The 25784-nt window shown below is 69.9% G+C and carries 25 protein-coding genes; 15 read left to right on the top strand and 10 right to left on the bottom strand.

Annotated features, from left to right (window positions below; translation table 11 throughout):
• Window positions 1-112: 112 nt before the first annotated feature.
• Window positions 113-1327: a GGDEF domain-containing protein gene (locus tag ACOCEP_RS19780; RefSeq protein WP_482339135.1), complete on the top strand. Its 1215-nt coding sequence runs from the start codon at window positions 113-115 to the stop codon at window positions 1325-1327.
• A gap of 81 nt (window positions 1328-1408) precedes the next feature.
• Here the strand turns inward: ACOCEP_RS19780 and ACOCEP_RS19775 are convergent, their stop codons facing one another.
• Window positions 1409-2761 carry a TrpB-like pyridoxal phosphate-dependent enzyme gene (locus tag ACOCEP_RS19775; protein ID WP_482339133.1) on the bottom strand — a complete coding sequence of 451 codons (1353 nt, stop codon included), beginning with the start codon at window positions 2759-2761 and terminating at the stop codon, window positions 1409-1411.
• 76 nt (window positions 2762-2837) lie between these two features.
• Here ACOCEP_RS19775 and ACOCEP_RS19770 point away from each other — a divergent pair, with 76 nt between their 5' ends.
• Genes ACOCEP_RS19770 through ACOCEP_RS19760 form a run of 3 tightly spaced genes read left to right on the top strand, consistent with a single transcriptional unit; the run spans window position 2838 to window position 5251 of the window.
• Entirely contained in the window at window positions 2838-3722 is an 885-nt protein-coding gene (locus tag ACOCEP_RS19770) for an arginase family protein (RefSeq protein WP_482339132.1), read from the top strand.
• On the top strand, window positions 3719-4408 hold the full coding sequence (locus ACOCEP_RS19765; RefSeq protein WP_482339130.1) for a dienelactone hydrolase family protein: 690 nt from the start codon (window positions 3719-3721) through the stop codon (window positions 4406-4408). Before ACOCEP_RS19770 ends, ACOCEP_RS19765 begins: the two co-directional genes overlap by 4 nt.
• 48 nt (window positions 4409-4456) lie before the next feature.
• On the top strand, window positions 4457-5251 hold the full coding sequence (locus ACOCEP_RS19760; RefSeq protein ID WP_482339128.1) for a PIG-L family deacetylase: 795 nt from the start codon (window positions 4457-4459) through the stop codon (window positions 5249-5251).
• Between the two features lie 130 nt (window positions 5252-5381).
• Here the strand turns inward: ACOCEP_RS19760 and ACOCEP_RS19755 are convergent, their stop codons facing one another.
• The gene (locus tag ACOCEP_RS19755) at window positions 5382-5789 is read right to left on the bottom strand and encodes a RidA family protein (RefSeq protein ID WP_482339766.1); all 408 of its coding nucleotides are present in this window, start codon (window positions 5787-5789) and stop codon (window positions 5382-5384) included.
• Between the two features lie 48 nt (window positions 5790-5837).
• Here ACOCEP_RS19755 and mtnA point away from each other — a divergent pair, with 48 nt between their 5' ends.
• Window positions 5838-6803, top strand: a complete 966-nt coding sequence (mtnA, locus tag ACOCEP_RS19750; protein WP_482339126.1) for an S-methyl-5-thioribose-1-phosphate isomerase — start codon at window positions 5838-5840, stop codon at window positions 6801-6803.
• Here the strand turns inward: mtnA and ACOCEP_RS19745 are convergent.
• The 4 genes from ACOCEP_RS19745 to ACOCEP_RS19730 form a co-directional block, all read right to left on the bottom strand.
• Window positions 6775-7650 carry a nuclear transport factor 2 family protein gene (locus ACOCEP_RS19745; protein ID WP_482339124.1) on the bottom strand — a complete coding sequence of 292 codons (876 nt, stop codon included), beginning with the start codon at window positions 7648-7650 and terminating at the stop codon, window positions 6775-6777. The genes mtnA and ACOCEP_RS19745 overlap by 29 nt on opposite strands.
• Window positions 7651-7735: 85 nt before the next feature.
• A complete protein-coding gene (locus ACOCEP_RS19740) occupies window positions 7736-8956 on the bottom strand; it encodes a GNAT family N-acetyltransferase (protein WP_482339122.1) in 1221 nt (406 codons plus the stop codon).
• Window positions 8957-9009: 53 nt separating this feature from the next.
• Entirely contained in the window at window positions 9010-9225 is a 216-nt protein-coding gene (locus ACOCEP_RS19735; protein WP_219145373.1) for a ferredoxin, read from the bottom strand.
• A gap of 2 nt (window positions 9226-9227) precedes the next feature.
• Window positions 9228-10418, bottom strand: a complete 1191-nt coding sequence (locus tag ACOCEP_RS19730; RefSeq protein WP_482339120.1) for a cytochrome P450 — start codon at window positions 10416-10418, stop codon at window positions 9228-9230.
• A 112-nt stretch (window positions 10419-10530) separates the two neighbouring features.
• Here ACOCEP_RS19730 and ACOCEP_RS19725 point away from each other — a divergent pair, with 112 nt between their 5' ends.
• Both ACOCEP_RS19725 and ACOCEP_RS19720 read left to right on the top strand, forming a co-directional pair.
• On the top strand, window positions 10531-11097 hold the full coding sequence (locus ACOCEP_RS19725; RefSeq protein WP_482339119.1) for a TetR/AcrR family transcriptional regulator: 567 nt from the start codon (window positions 10531-10533) through the stop codon (window positions 11095-11097).
• Between the two features lie 41 nt (window positions 11098-11138).
• Entirely contained in the window at window positions 11139-12041 is a 903-nt protein-coding gene (locus ACOCEP_RS19720) for a phosphotransferase (protein ID WP_482339118.1), read from the top strand.
• Here ACOCEP_RS19720 and ACOCEP_RS19715 read toward each other — a convergent pair.
• Window positions 12022-13224, bottom strand: a complete 1203-nt coding sequence (locus ACOCEP_RS19715) for a cytochrome P450 (protein WP_482339117.1) — start codon at window positions 13222-13224, stop codon at window positions 12022-12024. The two genes, ACOCEP_RS19720 and ACOCEP_RS19715, sit on opposite strands and share 20 nt — an antisense overlap.
• Before the next feature lie 78 nt (window positions 13225-13302).
• Window positions 13303-13857 carry a TetR/AcrR family transcriptional regulator gene (locus ACOCEP_RS19710; RefSeq protein ID WP_482339115.1) on the bottom strand — a complete coding sequence of 185 codons (555 nt, stop codon included), beginning with the start codon at window positions 13855-13857 and terminating at the stop codon, window positions 13303-13305.
• Between the two features lie 51 nt (window positions 13858-13908).
• On the opposite strand from ACOCEP_RS19710, the gene ACOCEP_RS19705 reads away from it, so the two are divergent.
• Window positions 13909-14454: an SRPBCC family protein gene (locus ACOCEP_RS19705; RefSeq protein WP_482339114.1), complete on the top strand. Its 546-nt coding sequence runs from the start codon at window positions 13909-13911 to the stop codon at window positions 14452-14454.
• A 538-nt stretch (window positions 14455-14992) separates the two neighbouring features.
• On the opposite strand, the gene ACOCEP_RS19700 is transcribed toward ACOCEP_RS19705, so the two are convergent.
• Window positions 14993-17758 (bottom strand): FAD-binding and (Fe-S)-binding domain-containing protein, encoded by a 2766-nt coding sequence (locus ACOCEP_RS19700; RefSeq protein WP_482339112.1) that lies wholly within the window; start codon window positions 17756-17758, stop codon window positions 14993-14995.
• 94 nt (window positions 17759-17852) lie between these two features.
• On the opposite strand from ACOCEP_RS19700, the gene ACOCEP_RS19695 reads away from it, so the two are divergent.
• The 7 genes from ACOCEP_RS19695 to ACOCEP_RS19665 all read left to right on the top strand — a co-directional run bounded on the left by ACOCEP_RS19695 (window position 17853) and on the right by ACOCEP_RS19665 (window position 24715).
• Window positions 17853-19028, top strand: a complete 1176-nt coding sequence (locus ACOCEP_RS19695; protein ID WP_482339110.1) for a GAF domain-containing sensor histidine kinase — start codon at window positions 17853-17855, stop codon at window positions 19026-19028.
• Entirely contained in the window at window positions 18998-19639 is a 642-nt protein-coding gene (locus tag ACOCEP_RS19690; RefSeq protein ID WP_482339109.1) for a response regulator, read from the top strand. Before ACOCEP_RS19695 ends, ACOCEP_RS19690 begins: the two co-directional genes overlap by 31 nt.
• 221 nt (window positions 19640-19860) lie before the next feature.
• Window positions 19861-20670, top strand: coding sequence for an ABC transporter ATP-binding protein (locus ACOCEP_RS19685; RefSeq protein ID WP_482339107.1), 810 nt, complete (start codon window positions 19861-19863; stop codon window positions 20668-20670).
• Window positions 20667-21443, top strand: coding sequence for an ABC transporter ATP-binding protein (locus ACOCEP_RS19680; RefSeq protein WP_482339106.1), 777 nt, complete (start codon window positions 20667-20669; stop codon window positions 21441-21443). The genes ACOCEP_RS19685 and ACOCEP_RS19680 overlap by 4 nt, the downstream gene beginning before the upstream one ends.
• Window positions 21440-22318, top strand: coding sequence for a branched-chain amino acid ABC transporter permease (locus tag ACOCEP_RS19675; RefSeq protein WP_482339104.1), 879 nt, complete (start codon window positions 21440-21442; stop codon window positions 22316-22318). The genes ACOCEP_RS19680 and ACOCEP_RS19675 overlap by 4 nt, the downstream gene beginning before the upstream one ends.
• Window positions 22311-23468 carry a branched-chain amino acid ABC transporter permease gene (locus ACOCEP_RS19670; protein ID WP_482339103.1) on the top strand — a complete coding sequence of 386 codons (1158 nt, stop codon included), beginning with the start codon at window positions 22311-22313 and terminating at the stop codon, window positions 23466-23468. The genes ACOCEP_RS19675 and ACOCEP_RS19670 overlap by 8 nt, the downstream gene beginning before the upstream one ends.
• A complete protein-coding gene (locus tag ACOCEP_RS19665; protein WP_192746071.1) occupies window positions 23465-24715 on the top strand; it encodes an ABC transporter substrate-binding protein in 1251 nt (416 codons plus the stop codon). Before ACOCEP_RS19670 ends, ACOCEP_RS19665 begins: the two co-directional genes overlap by 4 nt.
• Here ACOCEP_RS19665 and ACOCEP_RS19660 read toward each other — a convergent pair.
• Window positions 24657-25715: a Glu/Leu/Phe/Val dehydrogenase dimerization domain-containing protein gene (locus tag ACOCEP_RS19660; protein WP_482339100.1), complete on the bottom strand. Its 1059-nt coding sequence runs from the start codon at window positions 25713-25715 to the stop codon at window positions 24657-24659. The two genes, ACOCEP_RS19665 and ACOCEP_RS19660, sit on opposite strands and share 59 nt — an antisense overlap.
• Between the last annotated feature and the right edge of the window lie 69 nt (window positions 25716-25784).

The raw sequence follows: 25784 nt of genomic DNA, 5'->3' as shown, positions 1-25784 counted from the left end.
CCGCGCATGGAGCTCACCCCCTCCACTTCCCCGATCCGGTCACGCGTGGTGCACCCACGCCTACCCATACAGCGTAGTGACACCTAGTATCCAACCGATTACGTTCGTCTCCGTGGCGCTAACGAATTGGGCGCTGTGGCGGCTACCCCACCGCGGTTTGATCGGCTTCGTCCTCCTGGTGGACGTCGCGGCGATCGCCGGATCCGCCTGGTCTTTTCTCCGGATACCGTTCAGCCAGGGCGACGCCGTCCCGTTCGCGATCCTGATCGTCAGCGCCGTCTTGTACACGGAGTTGTCACGCCCGGTCGAGCGGGTGCGGGAACGGTTCGCGGGGACACCGCACATCTCGCTCGACAGCGTCTGGACCTTCGCCGCCGTGCTGCTGGTGCACCCCGCGCTCGCCGCGCTGGTCATCGCCGTGTCGTTCTTCTACCGCTGGTTCCGCGGGCAGCCGAGCCCCTTGTTCCGGCGGGTGTTCTCCACCTCGGCGACCGTGCTCTCGGGATTCGCGGCCGCCGCCTTCCTCGCCCGGTACGCGGCCCCGTTCGACGTACTCCCCCGCGACGTCGCCTCGTTCGGGTCGATCGTCGCGGCGGGCGGGGTCTTCCTGCTGGTCAACACCGTGCTCATGACCATCGCGGTGTACTTCGGCACCCCGCACGAGCGGCTGCGCGACGCGGTGGCGAAGCCGTTCGAGTACGCGCTCGAAGCGGCGACGATCGCCCTCGGCGTCATCGTCGCGTGGGCGTTGCGGGACTGGCCGGTGGTGCTGCTGCTGGTCGTCGGGATCACGCTGGTGCTGCATCGCGGCGTCCTGCTGCGGCAACTGAAACGGCAGGCGCGCAGCGACGCCAAGACCGGGCTGCTCAACGCCAAGGCGTGGCGCGAAGCGGCCTCCGACGAACTCGACCGCGCGCGGCGCGCGGGGCGGCACACCAGCCTGCTGATGGTCGACGTCGACCGGTTCAAGCTGATCAACGACCGGCACGGGCATCTGGTCGGTGACCGGTATCTGGCGGCGATCGCGGAAACGCTGCGCACCGAGGTGCGCGGCACGGATCTGGTCGGGCGGTTCGGCGGTGAGGAGTTCGTCGTCCTGCTGCCCGGCACGCCCGCCGTCCACGCCCACGCGATCGCGGAACGGATCCGGTCGAGCGTGGCCACGCGGGCGGGTGACCTGCCCGAACACGTCACCGTGTCGATCGGCCTCGCCGACCGGCCGGGCGTCGCCGATCTGGACGCCGTGCTCGCCGTCGCGGACCGGGCGCTCTACCAGGCGAAGAACACCGGGCGGAACCGGACTTCGGGCTACCAGGTGACCGGCTGACCCCCGCTCTCGAATGTCATGAAAGGGTCGTTCAGGACATTTTTCGTCCTGAACGACCCTTTCATGACATCCGCGCGAGGGTTACGGAAGGCCGGCGAGGGACTTTTCGAGGGCCTCGTCCGGCAGCGCGTGATCGGAGATGTTCCCCGCCAGGTACGCGCCGTACGCCGGGAGGTCGAGGTGCGCGTGCCCGCACAGCGCGGTCAGTATCACCTTCTCCTCCCCGGTTTCCTTGCAGCGCAACGCTTCCTGGATGCACGCGGCGAGCGCGTGGGTCGGCTCGGGCGCGGGGATGATGCCCTCCGCACGGGCGAACCGAACGCCGGCGGCGAAGCAGTCCTCCTGCCCGATGGCGACCGCGTCGATCAGCCCGAGTTCGTAGATGTGCGAGATCAAGGGCGACATCCCGTGATAGCGCAGGCCACCCGCGTGGATGGGGTCGGGGATGAAGTCGTGACCGAGCGTGTGCATCTTCAGCAACGGCGTCAGCCCCGCGGTGTCCCCGAAGTCGTACGCGTACTTCCCTCGGGTGAGCGTCGGGCACGCGGCAGGCTCGACCGCGCGGATCACCGGATCCATCCGGCCGGCGAGTTTCTCCCGCAGGAACGGGAAGGCGAGCCCGCCGAAGTTGGATCCGCCGCCGGTGCAGCCGACGAGAACGTCCGGGGTGTCCCCGGCCAGCTCGAACTGCTTGAGCGCTTCTTCGCCGATGATCGTCTGGTGCAGCAGCACGTGATTGAGCACGCTGCCGAGCGCGTACCGCGTGTTCTCCGCCTGCGCCGCCTGCTCGACCGCCTCGCTGATCGCGATGCCGAGGCTGCCGGTCGACCCCGGGTCCGCGGCCAGGATCGCGCGGCCGGATTCGGTCAGCTCGGACGGGCTGGGATGCACTGTCGCGCCGAAGGTCTCCATCATCAGCTTGCGATACGGCTTCTGGTCGAACGAAGCGCGGACCTGCCACACCTCGCATTCGAGCCCGAAGGTGGCGCACGCGAACGCGAGCGCGCTCCCCCACTGCCCGGCGCCGGTTTCCGTGGTCAGCCTGGTGACCCCCTCGGCCGCGTTGTAGAACGCCTGCGGGACGGCGGTGTTGGGCTTGTGCGAGCCGACCGGGCTGACGCCCTCGTACTTGTAGTAGATACGCGCGGGAGTGCCGAGCGCCTTCTCCAGCCGCCTCGCGCGGAACAGCGGTGACGGCCGCCAGAGCCGGTAGACGTCGAGGACCTCTTCCGGGATGTCGATGTACCGTTCGGTGCTGACCTCCTGGGCGATGAGCGCCTGCGGGAACAGCGGCGCGAGATCGTCCGGGCCGACCGGCTCGCGGGTGCCGGGATGCAAGGGCGGCGGTGGCGGCTCCGGCAGATCCGGGACGACGTTGTACCACCTGGACGGCATGTCCGCTTCGTCGAGGATGTATTTGGTCCGCTCCGCCATTGAGCCTCCTCTGTCCGTCCCTTCAACCTAAAGGGACGGACGGCGTGACACCAGGCGTCACTACTACGGTGGGGGCATGGGGAATTTCGTACTGCTCGACGCACCGTCCAACCTCGGACTGCGCCCACCCGCCGATGGTGTGGTCCCCGGCTGTCACAAGGCGCCGGGCGCGCTGCGCGACCACGGCCTGCTCACCCGTTTGGGCGCCAGGGACGGCGGCGTCGTCACCCCGCCGCGGTATCTGCCCGCTTGGTCGCCCGGTGGCGGTGTGCGCAACGCGGCCGGGATAGCGACCTACACCGCGGCCCTCGCCGGGCGGCTGACGAAGATCCGCGCGGACGGCGGCTTCCCGGTGGTGCTCGGCGGCGACTGCTCGATCGCGCTCGCCGCGATGCTGACGCTGCGTCGCGAAGGACGTTTCGGCATCGTCTACTTCGACGGGCACGACGACTTCCGGCATCTCGGCAATTCCGAGTCCGTCGCCAACGTGGGCGGCGAGGCCCTCGCCGTCGTCACCGGCCGTGGCCAACCGGAACTGGCCGATGTGGACGGTCTGGGCCCGTACGTCCGCGACGAAGACGTCCTCGTGCTCGGTGTTCGCGCGGAGGAGTCCGCCGAGGCGCGGGACGCAGGACTGCGCGTCGTGACCAGCCAGGAGATCATGGCGTCCGGCACCGAAGGCGCGCTCGCCGCCGCCCGCGAGATCTTCGCGCCGCTGGACGGTTTCTGGATCCACGTCGACATCGACACGCTCGACCCGGAATTCGTGTCCGCTGTGGACAGTCCCGATCCCGGCGGGCTCAGTCCGGACAAGCTCGTCGAACTGCTCCGCGGCCTGCTCGCCGTCCCCGGCGCCGCCGGGCTGGAGCTGACCATCTTCGATCCCGACCTCGACCCCGAAGGTACGCAGGCCGCCCTGGTGGCGGACTGCCTCGTGCGCGCGCTGGAAGGAACCCGATGACCAAGGTGACCGTCGCCGACGGCTCGTTCGACGCCCCGCTCTGGCTGCCGGAATCCGGCTCCGGCCCGGGGCTGGTGCTGATCCAGGAGATCTTCGGTCTCGACGACTACCTCAAGTCCGTCGCCGCCGACCTGGCCGCCCTCGGCTACGTCGTCGCCGTGCCCGAACTGTTCTGGCGGATCTCCCCCGGCTGGTCGGCCACGCACGACGAAGCCGGGCTCTCGGCCTCGATGGCCGTCGCCGGCCAACTGGATCCGGTACGCGCCGTCACCGACGTGCTCGCCACGCTGGCGGCACTGCGCGAACTGCCCGAAACCGGCGGCCGCGCGGGCCTCTTCGGTTTCTGTCTCGGCGGCTCGATGGCCTACGCGGCCGCCGCCGAGGGCGACCCGGATGTCGCGGTCTCCTACTACGGCTCGCGCGTTCCGGAGCAACTTCCGTTGCTGGACAAGATCACCTGCCCGATCCAGTTCCAGTTCGGCGGCGAGGATCCCTACATTCCCATCGAGGGTGTGCGTCGCCTGGCGGACGCGGTGGCCTCCCACGACGGGGCGGAGATCCACATCCACGAGGGCGCGGGGCACGCGTTCCACAACCACGTGTCGCCGATGTTCCACCAGCCGGAGCCCGCCGCGGCGGCTTGGGCGCTGACGCTGGAGTTCCTGGGGCGGACCTTCCCCGCGTGAGTGGGCGAAGCCCGGAATATGTCGGTGCCTCCCGGTAGTTTCCCCAGCATGGCCACATTGGTGAGTTTTCACGCCCACCCCGACGACGAGTGCATCGTCGCGGGCGGTGTCATGCGCAAGGCCTTCGAGGAAGGTCACCGTGTCGTGCTCGTCGTCGCGACCAGGGGGGAGGTCGGCGAGGTGCCGGACGGTTTCCTCGACGACGGAGAGGAGCTGTGGCAGCGCCGTGTGCAGGAGACGCACGCCTCCGCCGAGGTCCTGGGGGCCAAGCGGGTGGAGTTCCTGGGGTACACCGATTCCGGCATGATGGGCGAGCCGCGCAACGACGAACCCGGCACGTTCTGGCAGGCCGACGTCGAGGAGGCCGCGCAGCGCCTGGCCGCGATCCTGCGCGAGGAGCAGGCCGACGTCCTGACCGTCTACGACGACAACGGCGGCTACGGCCATCCGGATCACATCCAGGTGCATCGCGTCGGGATGCGCGCGGCCGAGCTGGCGGGCACGCCGCGGGTCTACGAGGCGACGAGCAACAGTGACGAGATGCGCCGCGGTATGGAGGAGGCGGTGCGGACGGGGCAGCTGAAGGCGGAGGATCTTCCCGATTTCGAAGACGGTTCCGAGTTCGGCAAGCCGGAAGCGATCCTGACGGCGAGGGTCGACGTCACCGCGTACCTGCCGGCCAAACGTGCCGCGATGCGCGCGCACGCCAGCCAGATCAGTGAGGATTCCTTCTTCCTCGCGATGCCCGACGAGGCTTTCGCGCAGGCGTTCGGCGTCGAGTGGTTCATCCGCGCCGGGCAGGGGCCGGGCATCACCGAGACAGATCTGATGGCAGGTCTCTGACGACCGAGCCGGAGCCGGGCCGATATGCGAACTCGCGTGATCAGACGGCGATCACGTGAGTTCGGTGTCTGATCACGCGAGATACGCCTTCGGCCTGGCTACGGAATCCGGCGGAGGCAGCCGAGCGCGGTCAGGCCGTGGCGGCGGTGACGTCGAGTTCGACGAGCTGCCCGGGATATCCGAGCTGCGCGACGCCGAGCAGGGTGCTCGCCGTGGTGAAGGCCTCCCCGATCTCCGACTCCACGAACCGGTCCCACACGGCCGAGAGCACGTCGGCGTCCGGGGTCACCACGTAGATCACCGTGCGCACCACGTCGGCCGGAGTCGCCTTGGCGAAGGCGAGCGCGGCGGCGGTGTTCGCGACGACCTGGTCGACCTGGGCGAGCACGTCGCCTTCGACGACCTTGCCGTCTTCGGCGAGCGGGCACTGGCCGGCGAGGTGGACGTCCCGACGGCCTTCGACGATGGTCACGTGGTGGTAGGTGGGCGTGGGGTGCAGACCGGGCGGATGGTGGCGTTGAATGGTCACGGGCCGCATCCTCACCGAGGCGGCCGTGACGGGACAACCGGATTTCACGGGGGAGCCATGCGCAGGACGATCGACTGGACCGGTGACGCGGTCACCATCATCGACCAGACCGTCCTTCCCGCCGAGTATCGCGTGCTCGAACTGCGCACGGTCGGCGAACTCGTCGACGCCATCCAGCGGCTGGCCGTGCGCGGGGCCCCGGCGCTCGGCGCGGCGGGCGCGCTCGGCGTCGTGCTCGCGGCCCGCGCGGGAGGCGACGTCGAGGCCGAAGCGCACCGCGTCGCCCAGGCCCGGCCGACGGCGGTCAACCTGAGCTGGGGTGTCTCCCGCGCGCTCGCGAAGCTCCCGGAGGGGCCGGAAGCCGTCCTCGCCGAGGCGCTGGCGATCCTGGACGAGGACGAGCGCATCAACCACGAGGCCTCCCGTCTGGCGGCCGGAGTCGTGCTCGAACACTGTGCGCGGCGGCCGTTGCGGCTGCTCAGTCACTGCAACGCGGGCCACCTCGCCACGGTCGCCTGGGGCAGCGCGCTCGGTGTCGTCTGGCACCTTCAGGCGCGCGGCCTGGTCGAGTCCGTGCTGGTCGACGAGACCAGGCCGCTGTTGCAGGGCGCCCGCCTGACCGCGTGGGAACTGGCCGAAGCCGGTGTCCCGTACCGGATCCAGCCCGACGGAGCGGCCGCCGCCGCGATGAGCCGCGGCCTGGTCGACTGCGTGCTCGTCGGCGCCGACCGCATCGCCGCCAACGGCGACGTCGCCAACAAGATCGGCACCTACGGCCTGGCGATCGCGGCGAAACACCACGGAGTCCCGTTCGTGGTCGTCGCCCCATCATCCACTGTGGACAGTGAGATGCCGGACGGCGCCGGTATCGTGATCGAGGAGCGCGATCCCGGCGAGGTCCTGGCTTTCGGTGGCACGAAGGTCGCTCCCGAAGGCGCGGAGGTGTTCAACCCGGCCTTCGACGTGACGCCGTTCGAGCTGGTCACCGCGGTCGTCACCGAGCAGGGGGTGCTGCGCCCGTGATCAGCTTGGTGAACAGCGCGGCCATTTCGGTGTCGTCGTAGCTCAGCGGGAGCGTGTCGAAGTAGTAGCGGAGCACGCCGGAGCCGGTGCCCACGACCATCCCGAAGTCGATCGTCCGCCCTTTCGCCCGCACGGTCCCGCGATACTCCCGGAACTCCGCCGCGGCCTGATCGGGGGCCAGCCGGACGTCGGTCATCGCGCCCGAAAGCCTGCCGAGGTAAGCGAGATGGCACACCGGGTCCGTCACCGGCGCGATCAGCCCCGGGCCGGTGAAGGCCGGACCCGGCCGAGGGCAGCCGTCGCCGATACCGGCGAACAGTTCGCGCAGGCCGTCGTTTTCCAGGGGCCGGAACCATTCCGTCCGGTCGTGGTAGCGGCGGCCCTGGGTGACCTCGCCGTTCTCGAGCACCACCCGGTAGACGGCCGGGTACCGCACCGTCCTCCCGTGGATCACCGCTTCGTTGGCCGCCTCGTAGAAGACGGTATCGCCGTTCACCGAGATCCTCACCGGCGTGAACCGGAACGTCGGGAACGCGCCCAGCAAGGTGCGCAGATTGTTCTCGATGTTCGCCCTGCCTTGGATCGGCGCGGCGCTGCCCGATTCCGCGAGCGTCCCGTCCGCGGCGAAAATGCCGCCGTACGACCGGACGCGGGCTTCCCGTTCTTCGGGTGTGTCCGAGCGCATGGCCCCGAAATCGGTCTGCTTCGTGATGAAGGCGCAGGCGGAAGGCGACACCGCGCCTTCGACCAAGTCTCCGAGCTGCTTCGGAAGTGCGCAGCCTTCGGTCGTCCCAGCCACCGCCGTCCCGCTTCCCATCATCGTCGCACCGAGCAGAACCGCCGCCACACCAACGAGTCTCTTGATTCTTCGCACCTGATCACCTTGGCAAGGGCGACCACGCGAAGTCGATTACCCGGCAGGTAATACCGGGCTAGAAGGATTCGAGACAGGACGGCTCGCGGTCGGTGGCGAACGCCGCGGTCGCCCGCGAAACCGCGCCCGCGGTGCGTTCTTCGACGCGGCCCGCCGCGGCGAGGGTGCTCGGCCTGGTGCCGCCCAGGAAGATCGCGCCGAGGTCGGCGACGTCCAGTTCGAGATCCGGCGCGTCCGCCACGCGCGTCACCTCGGCGTTCCCGCCGTCGTCGGCGACGAGCCGCCAGTTCCCCGTGTTCCAGGGACAGAAGGCGTCGCGGACGCCGAACACCAGGTCCACCGGAGCGCCATAGCGCCGGGTGACAAGCCCGCGGTCGACGTCGACGAGGCGGAACCAGAGGGAGTCACCGGCCGACCTGGTCATCCTGCGGGGGTCGGCGAGCAGGTGGATGAGCGGTTCGTCGAGCGCCGCGTTCAGCTCTATCGTGCCGATCAGGTCGTAGTCGAGCAGGAAGCGGTACAAGCTCGCGTACGCCCGCGGGGTGGTCGCGACGAGTTCCTGCAGGGCCAGCGTCCCGCGCGGGCCTTCCTCGTCCCAGTCGCTCTTCACCCGGTAGATCGCGTAACCGTCCGGCAGGACGGCGAACTTCATCCCCGACATGCCCTTGTGCCGGACCTCCCGGTCGTCGAGGTTAAACTCCCACGCCGACGCGGGCCGGTCGAGCGCGCCGACCCGAAGCGGCGCCTCCTTCTCGTAGATCGCTTTGATCAGCGGGATCGCCTCCGCGCGCCCGGCTTCCCGAACCCGCTCGGGTCCGAGCTCGACGCCGGGCCGGAAGGCGGATTTCGCGTGCACCTTCGCGCGGTAGAACTGCGCCGCGAGCCCGTAGCCGAAGCGGGGGTAGATGGTCGCTTCGGAGGCCCACAGCGCGGCGATCGGCTCGCCGCCGTCCTCGTGGAGGCCGTGCAGCTGCGCGCGCATGACACGCGTGAGCGCGCCGCGCCTGCGATGTCCGGGCGCCACCCCGATCGAGGTCACCGCCGCGACCGGGGTCTGCCCGGCGCCGGGCACGGTGATCCGGCGGGTGAGCAGTTCACCCGTTCCGATGAGTTCGTCGCCGTCGAAGACGCCGTGGGAACGCTCGGGTTCGAACACCAGCGCTTCACGGAACCGCACGCCTTCCGTGTCGTCGGTGAGGAACGCCCGCGCGAGCATCGCGGCGAACGCGGGCAGGTCGTCGGTGGTCAGAGTGCGGAGGGTCAAACCGTCGTCGCTCACCCTGCCGTCCTACGCCTGTCCACCGGCGACCGCCACGTATCAAAGAGCGGTCATCAGGGCCGCGGCCCGATCACCTCGCCCTTCTCCGTCACCTCGATGGCCATCGCGGGGCACGAATCCGCCGCGTCGAGCACCGTCTCGTCCGGCTCCACCTCGCCGGTAACCACCGTCGCGGTGGCACCGTCGAGCGCGAAGACCTCCGGCTTCAGCGCGGCGCACATCCCCGAGCCGATGCACGTGTCGCCATCGACGTCGACTTTCCAGCTCATGCTCACCATCCGATCGGCATGGAACGGGGCCCCCGCACCAGCATCTGCGTCTTCCACACGATATCGCCGTCGAGGCGCAGCCCGGGGAGATCGCGCAGCAACGCCCGCAACGCCTCCTGCAGTTCCAGCCTCGCCAGCGGGGCGCCGAGACAGTGGTGCACGCCGTGCCCGAAACCGAGGTGAGGATTGGACTCCCGGCCGAATTCGAGGGTTTCCGCGGCGGTGAACTGGAGCGCGTCCCGGTTCGCGGCGCCGATCGCGACCATCACCGGCTCGCCCTCCTTCACGAGCACGTCACCCACCTGGACGTCTTCGGTGGCGTACCGGGCGAACCCGGCTCCGGCACCCAGCGGGATGAACCGCAGCAGTTCCTCGACCGCCGCCGGGATCAGGTCCAGGTCCGCGCGGAGACGGGCGAGCTGGTCCGGCTGTTCGAGCAGGGCGTAGACGAAGTTGGGGATCTGGCTGGCGGTGGTCTCGTGCCCGGCGATCAGGATGCCGATGCACATGTCGACCAGTTCCAGCTCGCTGAGCCTGTCGCGCACGTCGCGTGCCTCGATCAGCGCGGTCATCAGGTCGTCCTGAGGCTCGGCGCGATGCTGCTCGACGAGCACGTGCATGTACGCCCGCAGCTCGTCCTGGTTGGCCATCATCTCTTCGGTGGTCAGCGGGCTGGTCGACAGCGCGGCGTCACTCCACACGCGGAACTTCGGCCGGTCCTCGACCGGGACACCGAGCAGCTCGCAGATCACCGCGACCGGGATCGGCAGCGCGTAGTCCTCGACCAGGTCGGCGGGCTGTCCCTTGGCCTTCATGTCCTGGATCAGGCCCGCCGCCAGCTCGGCGACGCGCGGGCGCAGCAGTTCGACCCGGCGCATGGTGAACGCCTTCGCGACCAGCGTGCGCAACCGGGTGTGATCCGGCGGGTCCATGCTCAGGATCCCGCCCGGCCGCCTGCCCGGCGCCATCCGTGGCTCGTCCCGGTCCGCCGCCATCGCACGGGAGAAGCGCCGGTCGCCCAGTACCAAACGCGCGTCGGCGTACCTGGTGGCGAGCCACGCCGGCTCACCGTGCGGGAGACGGACCCGCAGCATGCCCTTGGTGGCGCGGGCCGCCGCGTACGCCTCGTTGAGCTCGAGACCGGCGTCCTCGTTGAAGGGATAGGCGACGAATTCGGTGTCAGTGGTGGTCATTTGTCCGGAAACCCCCCGGCTCGGCGGTTTGTAAGCAACTGCTTACAACGCTAACCATGATCACGGTGAGCGTCAATGCGCCTACCGTGCGACGTCCGGCTAGCCTTTGGCGATGACGGAAGAACCGCAGGTCCGCAGGCGCGACGCGGCCGCGACCAGGGCGGCCCTGCTCGACGCGGCGGCGGCGCTCTTCGCCGAACGCGGTTTCGACCGGACGACCGTGCGCGACATCGCGAAACTCGCCGGAGCCAATCAGGCCTTGCTGTTCCGCTACTTCGGGTCGAAGGACGCGCTGTTCGAGGAGGTCCTGGCGCGCGGCGGACGCGAGCAGATCGCGACCACCCCACCGGACGAACTGCTCGGGACGGCGTTGCGCAGCATGCTGGAGTCCGACGCCGGCCGCGACCGCACCCTCGACGCGTACCTGCGCTCGACGGGGCACGACAGCGCCGCCGCCGCGGTCCGGCGGCAGCTCGGCGAGGAGTACGCGAAGGTGCTCGCCACGCTGACCGACGCCGAAGACGCGGAACTGCGGGCCGACCTCGTCCTCGCGTGGCTGCTCGGGATCGGCCTGGTCCGCGACATCACCGGCAAGGAACCGCTGGCCAGCGCGGATCCCGGCGACGTCTGCCGTCTGGTGCTCGGTGCGGCGCGGACGCTGCTGGAGCGCAGCGGGTAATTCCGTCGCCGCCCCTGGACGCGCTGCTCTACGGTCGTGCGGTGATCCCGTTCCCGCCCGCCGGCACCGAAGCCGAGTTCGACGCGCTGACCAGGCAAGACCTGCTCCCTGCCGTGATGTCGCTCGGCTTCGGCGAAGCCGTCCCGTTCACCGATGGCTCGCTGCCGGTGTACGCCGTCGGCGAAGACCTGGTGCTCAAGCTGTTCCCGCCGGTGCATCTCGACGAACTCCCGACCGAGCGGACGATGCTCGAAGTCCTGCACGGGAAACTGCCGATCCCGACCCCCGCCGTGCACGACGCCGGCGAGCGGGACGGCTGGGGCTACGTGCTCATGGAGCGCCTGCGCGGCGAAACGCTGAAGGACGCTTGGCCGAAACTGTCCACAGAGGACAAATACCGGCTCGCCCCCGAACTCGGCGAGGCGCTGGCCGCGCTGCATTCGCTGCGCGACCCCCGCCTCGACGTCCTCGGCCCGCCGGACTGGGCCACGTTCGTCGCCGAGCAGCGCGCGAAGGTCGTCGAGCACCACCGGCGGACCGGGCTCGACGAAAGCTGGATCGCGCAGATCCCCGCGTTCCTCGACTCCGTCGACCTGGGCAGCCCGCCTGCCGTCCCGCTGCACACCGAATTCATGCGCGACCACCTCATGGTCGTCCACGACGGCGGACGCCCGGAACTGACCGGGCTCTTCGATTTCGAACCGGCGATGCGGGGTGCGGCCGAGTACGACTTCGTCGCCGTCGGCCTGTTCGTTTCGGGCGGGGACAAGGACTTCCTGCGACGGTTGCTGGCCGGATACGGGCTCGAGCCGGACGAAGGATTGTCCCGTCGTTGCCTGGCCTACGCGCTTTTGCACGTCTACAGCGACTTCACCTGGTACTTCAAGGTTCTTCCGGCACCGGAGGAACCGACGCTGGAGAGCCTCAGCCGCGCTTGGTGGTAGCCCACGTCACCGGCACGGCTTCCGGACCGCGGATCGAGAGCGGCGGACGCCAGGCGATGGCCGAAGCGGGAACGGCGAGATCGAGGCCGGGGAGCCCGTCGAGCAGGGTCCGGAACGCGATCTCCCCTTCCAGCCGGGCGAGCGCCGCGCCGAGGCAGAAGTGGAGGCCGTGCCCGAAACCGAGCTGCGGCGCGTTCCGGCGCCGGATGTCGAACCGCGAAGCGCCGGGGAAGGCGGCTTCGTCGCGGTTCGCCGCGCCGGTGTGCGCCAGCACCGCCTCACCGCGCCGGACCACACCCGCGCTCAGCTCGACATCCTCCAGCGCGAGCCGGAGCAGCGAGGCGTCGGCGGGCCCGTCGAACCGCATGATCTCTTCGACGGCCCCTTCGGTCAGGCCGGGATCCGAACGCAGCGCGGCGAGCTGATCCGGATTCCCCGCCAGCAACACGATCCCGGTCGCGATGAGACTGACCGTGGTCTCGTGCCCGGCGAGCAGGAGCTGGGTGGCCAGATCGATCAGCTCGGCCTCGGTGAGCCGATCGCCGTCCTCGTCACGCGCGTGCACGAGGACACTCAGCAGGTCCTCCCCCGGCGTCGCCCGCTTGACGGCGACGAGTGCCGCCATGTCGTCCGCCCCGTCCCGCCGGGCCTGCGCCACTTCCGCCGGGCTGTACGCCATCGGCGTGACGATCACGCGTGACCATTGGCGAAACCGTTCCCTGCCTTCGAAAGGGACACCGAGGATCTCGCACATGACCGCGGTGGGGAGCGGGAAGGCGAACATCTCCACCAGATCCACGGGCGGGCCGTGCTCGATCATCGCCCGCAGCAGCGTGCCCGCGATCTCCTGGATCCGCGGCCGCAGCCCGGCGATCCGGCGGACGGTGAAGGCCTGCGCCGTCAGCTTCCGCAACCGTGTGTGATCCGGCGGGTCCATGTTGAGGATGCTGTGCTCGCCGGTGGAGAAGTCGCCGGGTTCGATGAGGCACGGCGCGCCCGGCGCGAGCAGGTTCCGGGAGAACCGCGTGTCCGAGAAGATCAGGCGGACGTCTTCGTACCGGGTCACCAGCCAGCCTTCGCAGCCGCTGGGGAAGACGACCCGGGACATCGGCGGATATTCGGCGTAGATCGCGCCCATCGGGGTCGCGGGGTCGTCCTTCGCCGCGGGATACGTGGCTGTCATGGAGCATGATGATGAGCGGCGGCCGTCGCGGCCGGAAGCGTCCGGCCGGTCACCCGCCCGATGAGCCGAAGATCCTTATCACCCGGTGATAATCCCGCGCAGGAACTCCAGGTAACCCGGCCGCTCCGCAGCGGGCAGGAGTGTGCCGCCGCCGGCCCGTTGCGCCTGGATCAAACCGATGAAGGCCGTGTACGCCAGCAGGCCGCGATGCCGGGCTTCGGTCTCCGGGAGGCCCATTTCCCGGAAGCACCGGACGATGAAGCCGACGCGCCGCGCGGTGACCTCGGCGAGCAGCGGCCCGATCATCGGGTCGTCGGCGTGGGCGAGCAGCGCCAGCTCGGCCCGCTCGTCGTCCTTGCCCCCGAAGACGAGGGTGAAGAGTTCGCGCAGCCTTCGTTCCGGATCCGAGATCCCGTCCAGCAACGTGATCAACGCCTCGGTGTCCTGCTCGGCCCACCGGCGTACGGCCGCGTCCACCAGCGCGCCCCGATTCGCGAAATGCCAGTAGAAGCTGCCTTTCGTCGTCCCGAGTTTCGCCGCGATGGGCTCGACGGCGATCGCGGCGACCCCGCCCTCGCACAGCGCTTCGAGCGCCGCGTCGGCCCAATCTTCCGGTGCGAGCTTCCGTTTCACGCCACGTACGCTACCGTATGGAAAAACATACGGCACCGTACGGAGGCTGCCATGCCCTTCGGATCACCCGCGAACTGGGGCGCGACCCCGGAAGAACGCCGCCGCGCGCAGCCGGCGGACACCCTGCTCGACGGCCCTGTCGCCCGCTTCGACCGCGCGGTCACCGTGCACGCGCCCGCCGCGCTCGCCTACCGCTGGCTCTGCCAGATCTCGGTCGCGCCCTACAGCTACGACCTGCTCGACAACCTGGGCCGCCGCAGCCCGGACGCCCTCACCCCGGGCGCCGACGAACTCGCTCCCGGCGACACGTTGATCGTGTTCGAGCTGACCGAGGTCGACCGCGGGCACAGCCTCACCGGACGGACCTTCGCCAAATCCGAGAACCTGTTCGGCCCGGTGGCCGCGACCTACTCGGTCGAACCGATCGACGAGAGGTCGTGCCGCATGCTGTGCCGCATCGTCGTGACCTCTCAGGGATTCCGGGGGCGCGTCAAGGAGTTCCTGCTCGGCTGGGGTGACCTGGTCATGATGCGGAAACAGCTGCTGACGTTGAAGAAGTACGCGGAACGGGACGCGCGGCTCGGGCACGTCTCGTGAGCGGTGAGGGGTGTCGGCCAGGTGCCGAAGGGTGTCGCGAAAGCCACTTTCGGGACGTCTGATGTCCCGAAAGTGGCTTTCGCGGCATGCTCGCCGGGTTTCCGGGCCAGCCGCCGAGTCCTGGCCTCCGCCGACGTTGCGAAAGCCACTTTCGCAACGTTGAAGGTTGCGAAAGTGGCTCTCGCGACATGCTCGCCGGGTTCCCGGGCCCGACCGCCAAGTCCCCGGCCTCCGCCGACGTTGCGAAAGCCACTTTCGCAACGTTGAAGGTTGCGAAAGTGGCTCTCGCGACATGCTCGCCGGGTTCCCGGGCCCGACCGCCAAGTCCTGGCCTCCGCCAACGTTGCGAAAGCCACTTTCGCAACGTTGAAGGTTGCGAAAGTGGCTCTCGCGACATGCTCGCCGGGTTCCCGGGCCCAACCGCCGAGTCCTGGCCTCCACCGACGTTGCGAAAGCCACTTTCGCAACGTTGAAGGTTGCGAAAGTGGCTCTCGCAACGCTTCCGGTGCCGCCGCCGGGCAGGCGAACATCGCGGCGCTCAAGGCAGAGCGCGCCGCAGCAGCTCCGCCAGGTGCACGGCCCGCCGCCCGTCGAGCTGCTCGATCTGCGTCCGGCAGCTGAAGCCGTCCGCGACCACTTCGGTGCCTTCGTCCGCGGCGCGGATCGCGGGCAACATGCGGTCTTCGGCGCAGGCGACCGAAACGTCGTAGTGCCCGCGTTCGAAGCCGAAGTTGCCCGCCAGTCCACAACAGCCGGAGTCCATTGTGGAATTGTGGACACCCGCGGCGCGCATCGCGGCCTCGTCGGCGTCGAAGCCGAGCACTGCGTGCTGGTGACAGTGCACCTGGCTGAGCGCTTCCACGTCCAGGGGCCGGAATTCCAGCGGAGAGTCCTCGACCAGTTCGGCGAAGGTCCTGGTCCGTTCGGCGAGCAGCTCCGCGACCGGGTCGCCGGGCAGCAGCGCCGGGAGATCGCCGCGGAACAGCGCCGTGCAGCTCGGCTCCAGCCCGGCCACCAGATATCCCGACCGCAGGTACGGTTCGAGCACGGAAAGCGTGCGGCGCAAGACGTTCTTCGCCACATCCAGCTGTCCGGTGGACACCCACGTCAGCCCGCAGCAGACGCCGCGATCGGGCAGGACGACGTCGTAGCCGGCGGCGGTGAGCACCTCGGCCGCGGCGTCGAGGACGTCCGGCGTGAGGTAGTTGTTGAAGGAATCCGGCCACAGCACCACGGGCCGGGAACCGGTCGCCCAGCGCTTGAGGTCGGCGCGGCGCCGCGTGAACGGCGCCTTCGCGAACGTCGGCAGGTCCCGTTCCGGCGCGATCCCGCCGAACTTCTTCAGCAGCCCGGAGAACCGGCGCGACATCGTGTTCGCCAGCCGGGGCGCCAGCGACGCCGCGCGCAGCCACACCGGCAGCCAGCCCATCGAGTAGTGCGACGCCGGGCGGATCCGTCCCTTGTGGTGCTGGTGCAGGAACTCCGCCTTGTACGTCGCCATGTCGACATCGACCGGGCAATCGGACAGGCAGCCCTTGCACGACAGACAGAGATCCAGCGCCTCGGCGACCTCTTCCGAACGCCAGCCGTCGGTGATCAGTTCGCCGTTCACCATTTCGGCGAGCAGATGCGCGCGCCCCCGTGTGGAGTGCTTTTCCTCCCGTGTGGCGCGGTAGCTCGGGCACATCACGCCCGCTCCGGTGGTGTTGCGACATTTCCCGACGCCGACGCAGCGCCGCATCGCCTGCCCGAAACCGCCCCGATCCTCCGGGTACGCGAGCGCGGTGACGTCTTCGAGGTCCAGCGGCGCGCGCCGGACGCGGAGATCGGCGTCGACCGGCCTGGGGTTCACCAGGATGCCGGGGTTCATCATGCCCGCCGGATCGAAGATCCCTTTGAACCGCGCGAAGAGCGCGAGGATTTCCCGGCTGTACATGCGGGACAGCAGCTCCGAACGGGCCTGCCCGTCGCCGTGTTCCCCGGACAGCGAACCGCCGTGCGCGGCGACCAGGTCCGCCGCCTCCTCCAGAAACGACCGGAATCCGGCGATTCCTCGCGGTGACAGCAGATCGAAGTCCAGCCGCAGGTGAAGGCAGCCCTCGCCGTAGTGGCCGTAGACGACGCTCTTGCGCCCGTGCGCGCGCATGAGCTGCTTGAACTCCCGCAGGTAGGCGCCCAAGCGCTCCGGCGGGACGGCCGCGTCCTCCCAGCCTGGCCAGGCCTCCTCGCCCCCGGCGAGCCGGGTCGCGAGACCGGCGCCCTCCTCCCGGATCCGCCACAACCGCTTCTGCGCGGCCGCGTCGTCCAGCAGCGCGGATCCGGTCAGCGCGCCGCGGAGCCCGTCGATCAGCCCGCGCGCCTTCTCCGGATCGGCCATCTCGACGAACAGCCACGCGCCGCCCGGCGGAAGCCCGTCGGCGCGACCGGGTTCGAGCAGGGCGACGAGGTCCGCGTCGACACCTTCGACGGTCAGCGGCGACCACGGCAGGATCGCCGGGACCGCGTCGGCCGCGGCGATGTCGGACTCGAAGCCGAGCACCGCGAGGACCTTGCGCCGCGGCACCTCGGCGAGGGAAACCGTCGCCTCCAGCACGGTGACGCAGGTGCCCTCGCTGCCGACCAGCGCCTTGGCGACGTCGAAACCGTTCTCCGGCAACAGATGCTCCAGCCCGTAGCCGGACACCCGCCTGCTGAACGAGGACAGCTCGGTCCGCAGCAACGCCAGGTTGTCGTGGACGAGCGCGCGCAACTGCGAGAAGACCCTGCCCTCCGTGCCGGGCTCGGCCGCCCGCGCGTCCACTTCGGACGGTGAGGTCGGCCCGACGGTCAGCCGTGTGCCGTCGTAGAGCAGCACGTCCAGCTCCCGGACGACGTCGACCGTGCGGCCCCAGGCGACCGAATGCGAGCCGCAGGCGTTGTTGCCGATCATCCCGCCGATCGTGCACCGCGAATGCGTCGACGGGTCGGGGCCGAACCGCAGCCCGTGCGGCGCGGCGAGCCGTTGGAGGTCGTCGAGGACGGTTCCCGGGGCGACTCGCGCCGTGCGCGCCGCCGGGTCGAGGCCGAGGACGCCACCGAGGTGGCGTGACGTGTCGATCACGACGCCCGGACCGCACGAGTTGCCCGCGACGCTGGTTCCGCCGCCGCGGGCGATCACCGGCAACCCGGCCGCACGGCAGGCGGCGACGGCCGCGATCACCTCGTCGACGCTCCGCGGCAGCACCACACCCTTCGGCACGTGCCGGTAGTTGGAGGCGTCGGTCGTGTACAGCGCCAGTGTCGCGGCGTCGGCCAGGATCTCCACGGGTCCATTCAAGACAACCGCGGGCGAGAACGCATCGGCGAACCTCTCCGGACGGGTGTGTCGGAAACCACGTCCGATATGCGATCGTGAGCGCGTGACGGCGAGACGGCACGCCGCTGAAGACCTCGCCGCCGAGCACAGCGCGGTGCTCGGCGGGCTTCTTCGCGAGCGCGAGGAGCTGCTGGCCACCCTCGACCGGGTCGCGGCGCTCAACGGCACCGCGCGCCTGATCCGCGAGTCGATCGGCACGCATTCCGGCTTCGTCGCCGAGCTGACCGGGCCCGAACAGGCCGTGATCCGCTGGATGTCGGGCACGCGCACCGACGCCCTGCAGGATCTCGCCGTGCCCATCGGCCAGGGCATCGGCGGGCGGGTGCTCGCGCTCGGCAGGCCCGTGCGGGTCAACGACTACGTCAGCTCGCCGAGCATCACCCACCAGTTCGACGCGCAGGTCCGCGGCGAGGGGCTCGCCGCGATGATCGCGGTTCCGATCGTCAGCGGGACGGAGACGGTCGCCATCGCGTACGCCGCCATGCGCGAGCGGCGCGACTTCGGCGACGACGCGGTCCAGTCCCTCGAAGACATCGCCACCGAGGCCGGCCGGGCGCTGAAACTGGCATCGGTCGCCGAGTCCGACCGCGAGACCGCGCTGTCCGCCGAGCGGCTCCGGATGCAGAGCGCGCTGCACGATTCGGTCGGCGCGCTGCTGTTCTCCATCGGTGTGCAGGTCCGGAACCTGCATGAGGACATCAGCGACAACCCGGCGCTCGAATCGCGGCTGCGGCGGCTGGAGGGCGACGTGTCGGCCGCGTCGAGGGCGCTGCGCGAGTCGTTGCTGGCGTTGTCGGAGTCGAGCCCGGAACGCGCGCTGCCGGTGGAGCTGGCCGAACACTGCCGTTCGTTCCAGGCCCGCTGCGGCGTCCCGGCGCGTTTCGTCCAGCTCGCCCCGGTGCCGCGGCTCGACGCCGAACGCACCGGCCTGCTGGTGGCGGCCGTGCGGGAAGGCCTGCTCAACGTGGAGAAACACGCGGACGCGCTGTCCGTCGTGGTCAGCCTGCTGCCCAGCGAAGACGGCGTGCAGGTGGTCGTCGCCGACGACGGGACCGGGCACCGCTCCGGGGCCGAAGAGCCCGAGCCGGGCACCGGGATGGGGCTGCGCGCGCTGGCCGAACGCGCCGCGCGGCTCGGCGGCCGGGTCAGCCTGGTCCGCGACGAGGACGACGGGTGCACGCTGCGCGCATGGGTGCCGGAACCGTGCCGTCGCCGGTGACGGTGCTCGTCGTGGACGACCATCCGGTGGTCCGCGACGGGGTGAGCCTGCTGCTGCGCTACGACCCCGCGATGACCGTGGTCGGCTCGGCCGAGACCGGCCGGGCCGCGATCCGGCGGGCTGGTGAGCTGAAACCGGCGCTGATCCTGCTGGATCTGCGCCTGCCGGACATGCTCGCACCCGAGGTCATCGCCGAACTCCGGCACGTGCACCCGGCCGGGCGGATCGTGGTGTTCACCGCGCACGGCGATCATCAGGGTGTGCGGGCCGCGCTGGACTCCGGGGCCCACGGCTGTCTGCTCAAGGACGTCGCCGGGACGGATCTCGTGGCGGCGCTGCGGCAGGTGCTCAAGGGTGAGCGCGTCGTCGATCCGCGCATCTTCCCCGACGACGGCCAGCGGTCCGACGCGCTGGCCCGCAGCGGCCTGACGCGGCGCGAGTACGAGGTCCTCCGGCTGGCGGCGCAGGGGCAGACGAATCCGGAGATCGCGGAATCGACCGGCCTGGCGCGGAACACGGTGAAGACCTATCTGCAGTCCGCGCTGCACAAACTCGGCGCCCGGAACCGCGTCGAGGCCATCGGCAAGGCCTCCGAAGCCGGCCTCCTCTGACGCGTTTCGTCCTCTAAACGCGGTAGTTCGACGTCGAACTACCGCATCCAGAGGACGAAACGCGGTAGTTGCGCGTGCAAGTACCGCGTTTAGAGGACGAAACGCGCTGTGTCCGTTTTGTAGCCGGGTGGGTCTCCAGGTGGGGGTAACGCGGCGGAGGGTGCCCACGCAGGATGACCGCCACCGATCGTGACTCGCGTCACACGGATGGAGGAGGCGGCTTGCTGAGTGTCCGTGATCTTCAAGTGCGGTACGGCCGATCGGTGGCCGCGCTGCACGGGGTCGACCTCGACGTTTCACCTGATGGAGTGCTGGCCGTCCTCGGCAGCAACGGTGCCGGGAAGTCGACGCTGCTCCGCACCGTGTCGGGCACGCTCCGTATGCACCGCGGCTCGGTTTCCGCCGGCGAGGTGCGCTACGACGGCAAACCGCTGACCAAACTGGACCCCGCCCGCATCGTCGGTCTCGGCGTGGTCGGCGTCCCCGAAGGCCGCCAGGTCTTCGCGCGGATGACGGTCGAGGAGAACCTGCGCGCGGGCGGGATCGGCGCCCGCTCCCCCCGGCAACGCGCCGCCGCCCGCAAACGCGTCGACGAGCTCTTCCCGGTTCTGGCCGAGCGGGCCAAACAGCGCGCGGGCCTGCTTTCCGGCGGCGAGCAGCAGATGCTCGCGATCGGCCGCGCGCTGATGTCCGGCCCGCGGCTTTTGCTGCTCGACGAACCCTCGCTCGGGCTCGCGCCGAAGATCGTCGAGCGGATCGGCGACATCATCCGCGAGATCCACGAGCAGGGCACCGCCGTGGTGCTGGTCGAGCAGAACGCCGTGATGGCGTTGCGCGTCGCCGATCACGCGATCGTCCTGGAGGTGGGCCGGGTCGCGCTCGCCGGGACGACGGCCGAACTCGCGGCGAGCGAGGAGGTCCAGCGGCTCTACCTCGGCGGCCACGCCGAATCGCAGGCCACCGCCGAGGCCGAGGCCGCCGACGCCCGCAAGCAGCTCGCGGGCCGGAGCCTGTCGAGGTGGGCCGGATGACGCCGCCCGAGCTGCACGTCGAGAACGTGACCCTGCGCTTCGGCGGGATCAGGGCGCTCGACGACGTCTCCTTCACCGTCGGCTCCGGTTCGCTGCACGCGCTCATCGGGCCGAACGGCGCCGGGAAGTCCAGCTGTTTCAACGTGATCAGCGGCCTGTACCGGGCGAATACCGGCCGCGTCCGGCTCGGCGACGCCGTCCTTTCCGGACTCCCGCCGCATCGGCTGGCGGGCCTCGGCGTCGGCCGCTCGTTCCAGAACGCCGCCCTCTCCCCCGGCTCGACCGTGCTCGACAACGTCATGCTCGGACGGCACGCGCTGACCAAGGGCGGCTTCCTCGCCTGCGGGCTCCGGCTGCCGTGGACGGTCCGCGCCGAACGACGGCATTCCGCGCGGGTGCGGGAGATCTGCGACTTCCTCGGCATCGGGGCACTGGTGGAGCTCCCGGTCGGCGCGCTGCCCTACGGCGCGGTGAAACGGGTCGACCTCGCCCGCGCGCTCGCCGTCGAACCGGTCCTGCTGCTGCTCGACGAACCCGCGGCGGGCATGAACGCGACCGAGACCGCCGAACTCGCCGGGACGATCCGCGACGTCCGCGACGAACTCGGCATCTCGATCCTGCTGGTGGAACACGACATGGGGCTGGTGATGGGCATCGCGGACCGGGTCACCGTCCTCGACTTCGGCAGGCGGATCGCCGACGGCACCCCGGCCGAGGTCCAGTCGGATCCGGACGTGATCAAGGCATATCTCGGCACGGAGGCCACGGCGTGAACACTTTTCTGCAACTCGTGGTCAACGGACTCGGCAAGGGCGCGGTGTTCGCGTTGCTGGCGCTGGGTTTCGTGATCATCTTCAAGGCCACCGAAGTGGTCAACTTCGCGCACGGTTCGCTCGTGCTCTTCGGCGGCTATCTGGTCGTCGTGACGCGCGAATCGCTCGGCTGGGCCGGCGCCTCACTGGTCGGCATCGTCTCGGCCGGTCTGCTCGCGCTCCTGCTGGAACGGTTCCTGCTGTCCCGCTCGCGCCACGCGGACGCGAACAGCCTGGCGTTGCTGACGATCGGCGTCGACGTGATCGTCACCGAGGAGATCGTGCGGCGCCTCGGTGTCACGCTGCCGTTCCTCGGCGACGCCTGGGACGCACAGCCGTTCCAGCTCGGCGGGATCACGCTCTTCCGCACGCATCTGGTGGCGCTGGTCGTCGCCGCCGTGCTGATCACCGCGTTCACGCTGGCGTTCAAGTACTCGAACTGGGGTGTCGCGATGCGGGCCCAGGCCGAGAACCGCGAGGCCGCCGCGCTGATGGGCATCCGTAGTTCCCGGGTGACGGCGACGGCCTGGGTGGTGGCCGGCGTGCTCGCCGGGGTCGCGGTGCTCTTCATCGCCACGCAGGACTTCTCCGGCGCGGGGCTGTCCCGCGGCACGCACTCCATCGCGCTCGCGGCGTTCCCCGCGGCCATCCTCGGCGGGCTGGACTCGACGGCGGGCGCGGTGGTGGGCGGCCTGGTCGTCGGCCTGGTCGAGGCGCTTTCGGCGCAGTACGTGTCCTTCGACTTCTCCAAGAGCGCGGTCTTCCTGGTGATGCTCGTGGTCCTGGTGGTGCGGCCGTCGGGGTTGTTCGGGACGAGGGAGAGCACACGTGTCTGACACCGCCGTGAAAGCCCCTCCCGCCGCCCCGCCGACACCGCCCGCGAAACGCGACCGGGGACGGCTGCTCAAGGCGCTCGCCTGGATCGCGCTGCTCGTCGTCCTGCTCGCGATCCCGTTGTATCTCGACGCCGCCTGGCTGAAGGCCGGGCAGTACATGATGATCGGCGGCGTCGGTGCGATCGGGCTGACGATGCTGGTCGGGCAGGCCGGGCAGTTGTCCCTGGCGCACGCGTTCTTCCTGCTGGCGGGCGCGACGGGATACACCGTCCTTTCCGGACCGGTCGACGACGAGCGCGTGTTCGGGCTCGGCCTCGATCCCGGTCTTTCGCTGGTCGGCGCGGTCGTCATCGCCGCGCTGCTGGGGCTGGCGTTCGCGCCGGTCTCCGGACGGCTGCGCGGGATCTACCTCGGTGTCGCGTCGCTTTCGCTGGTGTTCCTCGGGCTCTACTTCGGACAGTCGGCCGAGACGCTGACCGGCGGCACGTCGACCGGGCGCAGCCCCGAACCGTTCTCGCTGTTCGGCTTCCCGTTCACCAACGACGGCCCCGAAATCGAGCTGATGGGCGTGCCGATCCGGCAGGCGGAACGGCTCTGGTACCTGTTCCTGCTGCTGACCGTGCTCGCGTTCGTGATCGCCAAGGCCGCGGTGCGCAGCCGGGTCGGCCGCTCGTGGCGCGCGGTGCGGGACAACGAGGCCGCCGCGTCCGTGATGGGCGTCAGCGTCACGCGCGCCAAGGCCGGCGCCTTCGCGGTCTCCTCGGCGTACGCGGGGCTCGCGGGCGCGATGACCGTGCTGTGGTTCGACATCCTCAAACCCGACGAAAGTGAATTCGGCACGTACGGCATCAACATCTCCATCGCCTTCCTGGCCATGGTGATCATCGGGGGACTCGGCTCGGTGCCCGGCGCGCTGGTGGGCGCGCTGATCGTCAACGGGCTGCCGCAGGTGCTTTCGCTGTACTCCGCCGATCTCGGCTGGTTCTCCGGAACCGGCGACGGCGCACTGACCCCGATCCTGGTCAGCTCGTTCGTCTACGGCGCCGCGATCATCCTCGTGGTGCTCTTCGAACCGGGCGGGCTCGCCGCGATCGGCCGCCGCATCACGTCAGCAAGGAAACCTCACCTCCCGGAGGAGCAAGACAAATGAAGCGCACATATCCGGCCGTCGCGCTGGCGGCGGTCCTCGCCCTCTCGGCGTGCAGCACGAAGGCGGGCGACTCGGGGTCCTCGGGGGCGGACGGTTCGGGCGTCAAGACCGACAAAGGGGTGACCGCGTCGGAGATCACCCTCGGTGTGATGACCGACAAGACCGGGGTGTTCAAGAACCTCGGGCTCGGTATCACCCAGGGGAACGAGTTGTGGGCCAAGGACTTCAACGCCGCGGGCGGGGCCTGCGGCCGCCAGGTCAAACTGGAGACCGTCGACCACGGCTACAAGGCGGACACGGCCAAGACGCTGTATCCGCAGATCGAGCCGAAGGTCCTCGGCTTCGTGCAATTGCTCGGCTCGCCCGTGGTGGCGGCGCTGAAGCAGAACATCGCGTCGGACAAGACCGTCGCCGCGCCCGCGTCGTGGTCTTCGGAACTGCTCGACAACCAGTACGTGATGATCGTCGGGACGACGTACGACCTGGAGATCATCGACGGGCTGTCGTACTTCCAGGAACAGGGCCTGGTGAAGGACGGCGACACGATCGGGCACGTCTACATCGACGGTGAGTACGGCAAGAACGGCCTGCGCGGCTCGCAGTTCTACGCGAAGAAGCACAATCTGACGGTCAAAGAGGTCAAGGTGACCTCCACGGACAACGACCTCACCAACATCGTCACCGGGCTCAAGGGCGACGGCGTCAAGGCCATCGTCCTGACCACCACTCCGGCGCAGACCGGTTCGGCCCTCGCGGCGAACAAGGCGCTCGGGCTGAACGTTCCGGTGCTCGGCAACAACCCGGTGTTCGACCCGGTGCTGCTGAAGAGCCCGGCGGCGAACGCGCTGGACAAGCTGACGATCGTCGCCAGCAGCGTGCCGTTCTCCGCCGACATCCCCAAGGCCAAGGACGTCGCGACGAAGTACAAGGCGGCGTACAAGGAGACCCCGAACGGTGGGATCCCCTACGGCTACGCGGTCGGCGAGGTGTGGGGCACGGTGCTCAAGAAGGCCTGTGAGAACAAGGACCTCACCCGGGACGGCATCGCCGCGGCGCTGAAGCAGACGACGTCGGCGAGCACGGGTGACCTGGTGGCGGCGCTGGACTTCTCGAAGGCGGGCACCCCGGCGACACGCCAGGTGTACGCGGCGACGCCGGACGCGTCGGCCGAGGGCGGGGTCCGCTACGTCAAGCCGCTGTTCGAGGCTCCCGAGGCGAAGGAGTACGTGGCTCCGCACCAGAAGTGAGTCTCGCTTCGGCGAGCGCGTCCGCTTCGGCCAACGGCGTGGTGCCGTTGGCCGAAGCGGCGTCGAGGATCCTTCGCGTGGTGTCCTCCAGGGTTTCGACGCGGTTCAACGCCTGGTCGTGGGTGAGGCTTCGGGCTTCCCGGCCGAGCGTGTAGACCACTCCCCCGGCGCTCGCGACGAAATCGGGGATCCACAGGACTCCCTTGGCGGCGAGGTTCGCCGCCACTGTGTCGTCGGTGAGCTGGTTGTTCGCCGGGCCGACGATGAGCGGCGCGTTGACCTCGGTGCCCGGGCCGAACACGCCGCCGACCGCCGCCGGGATCAGGACGTCGGCCTCGACGCCGAGCACCTCGTCCGGTTGGACCAGGGTCAGGCCCTGTTCGCGGGCCGCGGCGAGGCGTCGTTCGTCCACATCGGACACGACGACCTCGGCACCCTGCCCGGCCAGTGCCGCGGCGAGGTGGGCGCCGACCGAGCCGTATCCGCTGACGACCGCTTTGCGGCCGTGCATCTGGCTGTCACCGAAGACGGCACGCGCGCCCGCTCGCAGGGCGGCGAGCACCCCGACGGCGGTCGGACCGCTCGACGAACCGGTCCCACCGTGTTCCTCGGGCAGACAGAAGACGTGCGGGGTCCGCTCGCGCAGCACGAGCATGTCGTCCGGACCGGTTCCGACGTCCGGACCGGCCAGGTACGCGCCGTCGAGTGACGCGATGAGGTCCGCGTGGTCGAGCAGGATCTCGCGCCGCCGCTCGGCGGTCGGTACGGCGTCGAGCGCGACGACACTCTTGCCGCCGCCGAAGTCCAGGCCCGCGACCGCGCATTTGCGGGTCATCGCCGCGGAAAGCCGCAGGACGTCGTCGATCGCGTCGCGGACCCGCGGATAGATCTTGAACCGGCAGCCGCCGACGGCCGGGCCGAGCGTGCTCGAATGCACGGCCACCATGGTGGTCACCCCGGACCGGCGCCCTCTCCGGACGACCAACTCCTGTACGGACATCTCGCTTCCTCCCATGCATTTAGTCGACGAATTGCGCTGAAGTTAGGCTGATGCGCAGGGTCGTAGACG

It is taken from the genome of Amycolatopsis sp. CA-211722, assembly GCF_056828465.1.
Note: the sequence above shows the minus strand (reverse complement) of the source record. Positions and strands in the feature narration are given on the sequence as shown.

Bases quoted from the DNA above. Each gene is read 5' to 3' on its own strand.
- mtnA (WP_482339126.1), top strand. From the start codon at position 5,838: ATGCGCAGGACGATCGACTGGACCGGTGACGCGGTCACCATCATCGAC.
- ACOCEP_RS19760 (WP_482339128.1), top strand. From the start codon at position 4,457: ATGGCCACATTGGTGAGTTTTCACGCCCACCCCGACGACGAGTGCATC.
- ACOCEP_RS19775 (WP_482339133.1), bottom strand. From the start codon at position 2,761: ATGGCGGAGCGGACCAAATACATCCTCGACGAAGCGGACATGCCGTCC.
- ACOCEP_RS19725 (WP_482339119.1), top strand. From the start codon at position 10,531: ATGACGGAAGAACCGCAGGTCCGCAGGCGCGACGCGGCCGCGACCAGG.
- ACOCEP_RS19755 (WP_482339766.1), bottom strand. From the start codon at position 5,789: ATGCGGCCCGTGACCATTCAACGCCACCATCCGCCCGGTCTGCACCCC.
- ACOCEP_RS19765 (WP_482339130.1), top strand. From the start codon at position 3,719: ATGACCAAGGTGACCGTCGCCGACGGCTCGTTCGACGCCCCGCTCTGG.
- ACOCEP_RS19690 (WP_482339109.1), top strand. From the start codon at position 18,998: ATGGGTGCCGGAACCGTGCCGTCGCCGGTGACGGTGCTCGTCGTGGAC.
- ACOCEP_RS19730 (WP_482339120.1), bottom strand. From the start codon at position 10,418: ATGACCACCACTGACACCGAATTCGTCGCCTATCCCTTCAACGAGGAC.
- ACOCEP_RS19715 (WP_482339117.1), bottom strand. From the start codon at position 13,224: ATGACAGCCACGTATCCCGCGGCGAAGGACGACCCCGCGACCCCGATG.
- ACOCEP_RS19665 (WP_192746071.1), top strand. From the start codon at position 23,465: ATGAAGCGCACATATCCGGCCGTCGCGCTGGCGGCGGTCCTCGCCCTC.
- ACOCEP_RS19735 (WP_219145373.1), bottom strand. From the start codon at position 9,225: ATGAGCTGGAAAGTCGACGTCGATGGCGACACGTGCATCGGCTCGGGG.
- ACOCEP_RS19660 (WP_482339100.1), bottom strand. From the start codon at position 25,715: ATGTCCGTACAGGAGTTGGTCGTCCGGAGAGGGCGCCGGTCCGGGGTG.
- ACOCEP_RS19770 (WP_482339132.1), top strand. From the start codon at position 2,838: ATGGGGAATTTCGTACTGCTCGACGCACCGTCCAACCTCGGACTGCGC.
- ACOCEP_RS19705 (WP_482339114.1), top strand. From the start codon at position 13,909: ATGCCCTTCGGATCACCCGCGAACTGGGGCGCGACCCCGGAAGAACGC.
- ACOCEP_RS19680 (WP_482339106.1), top strand. From the start codon at position 20,667: ATGACGCCGCCCGAGCTGCACGTCGAGAACGTGACCCTGCGCTTCGGC.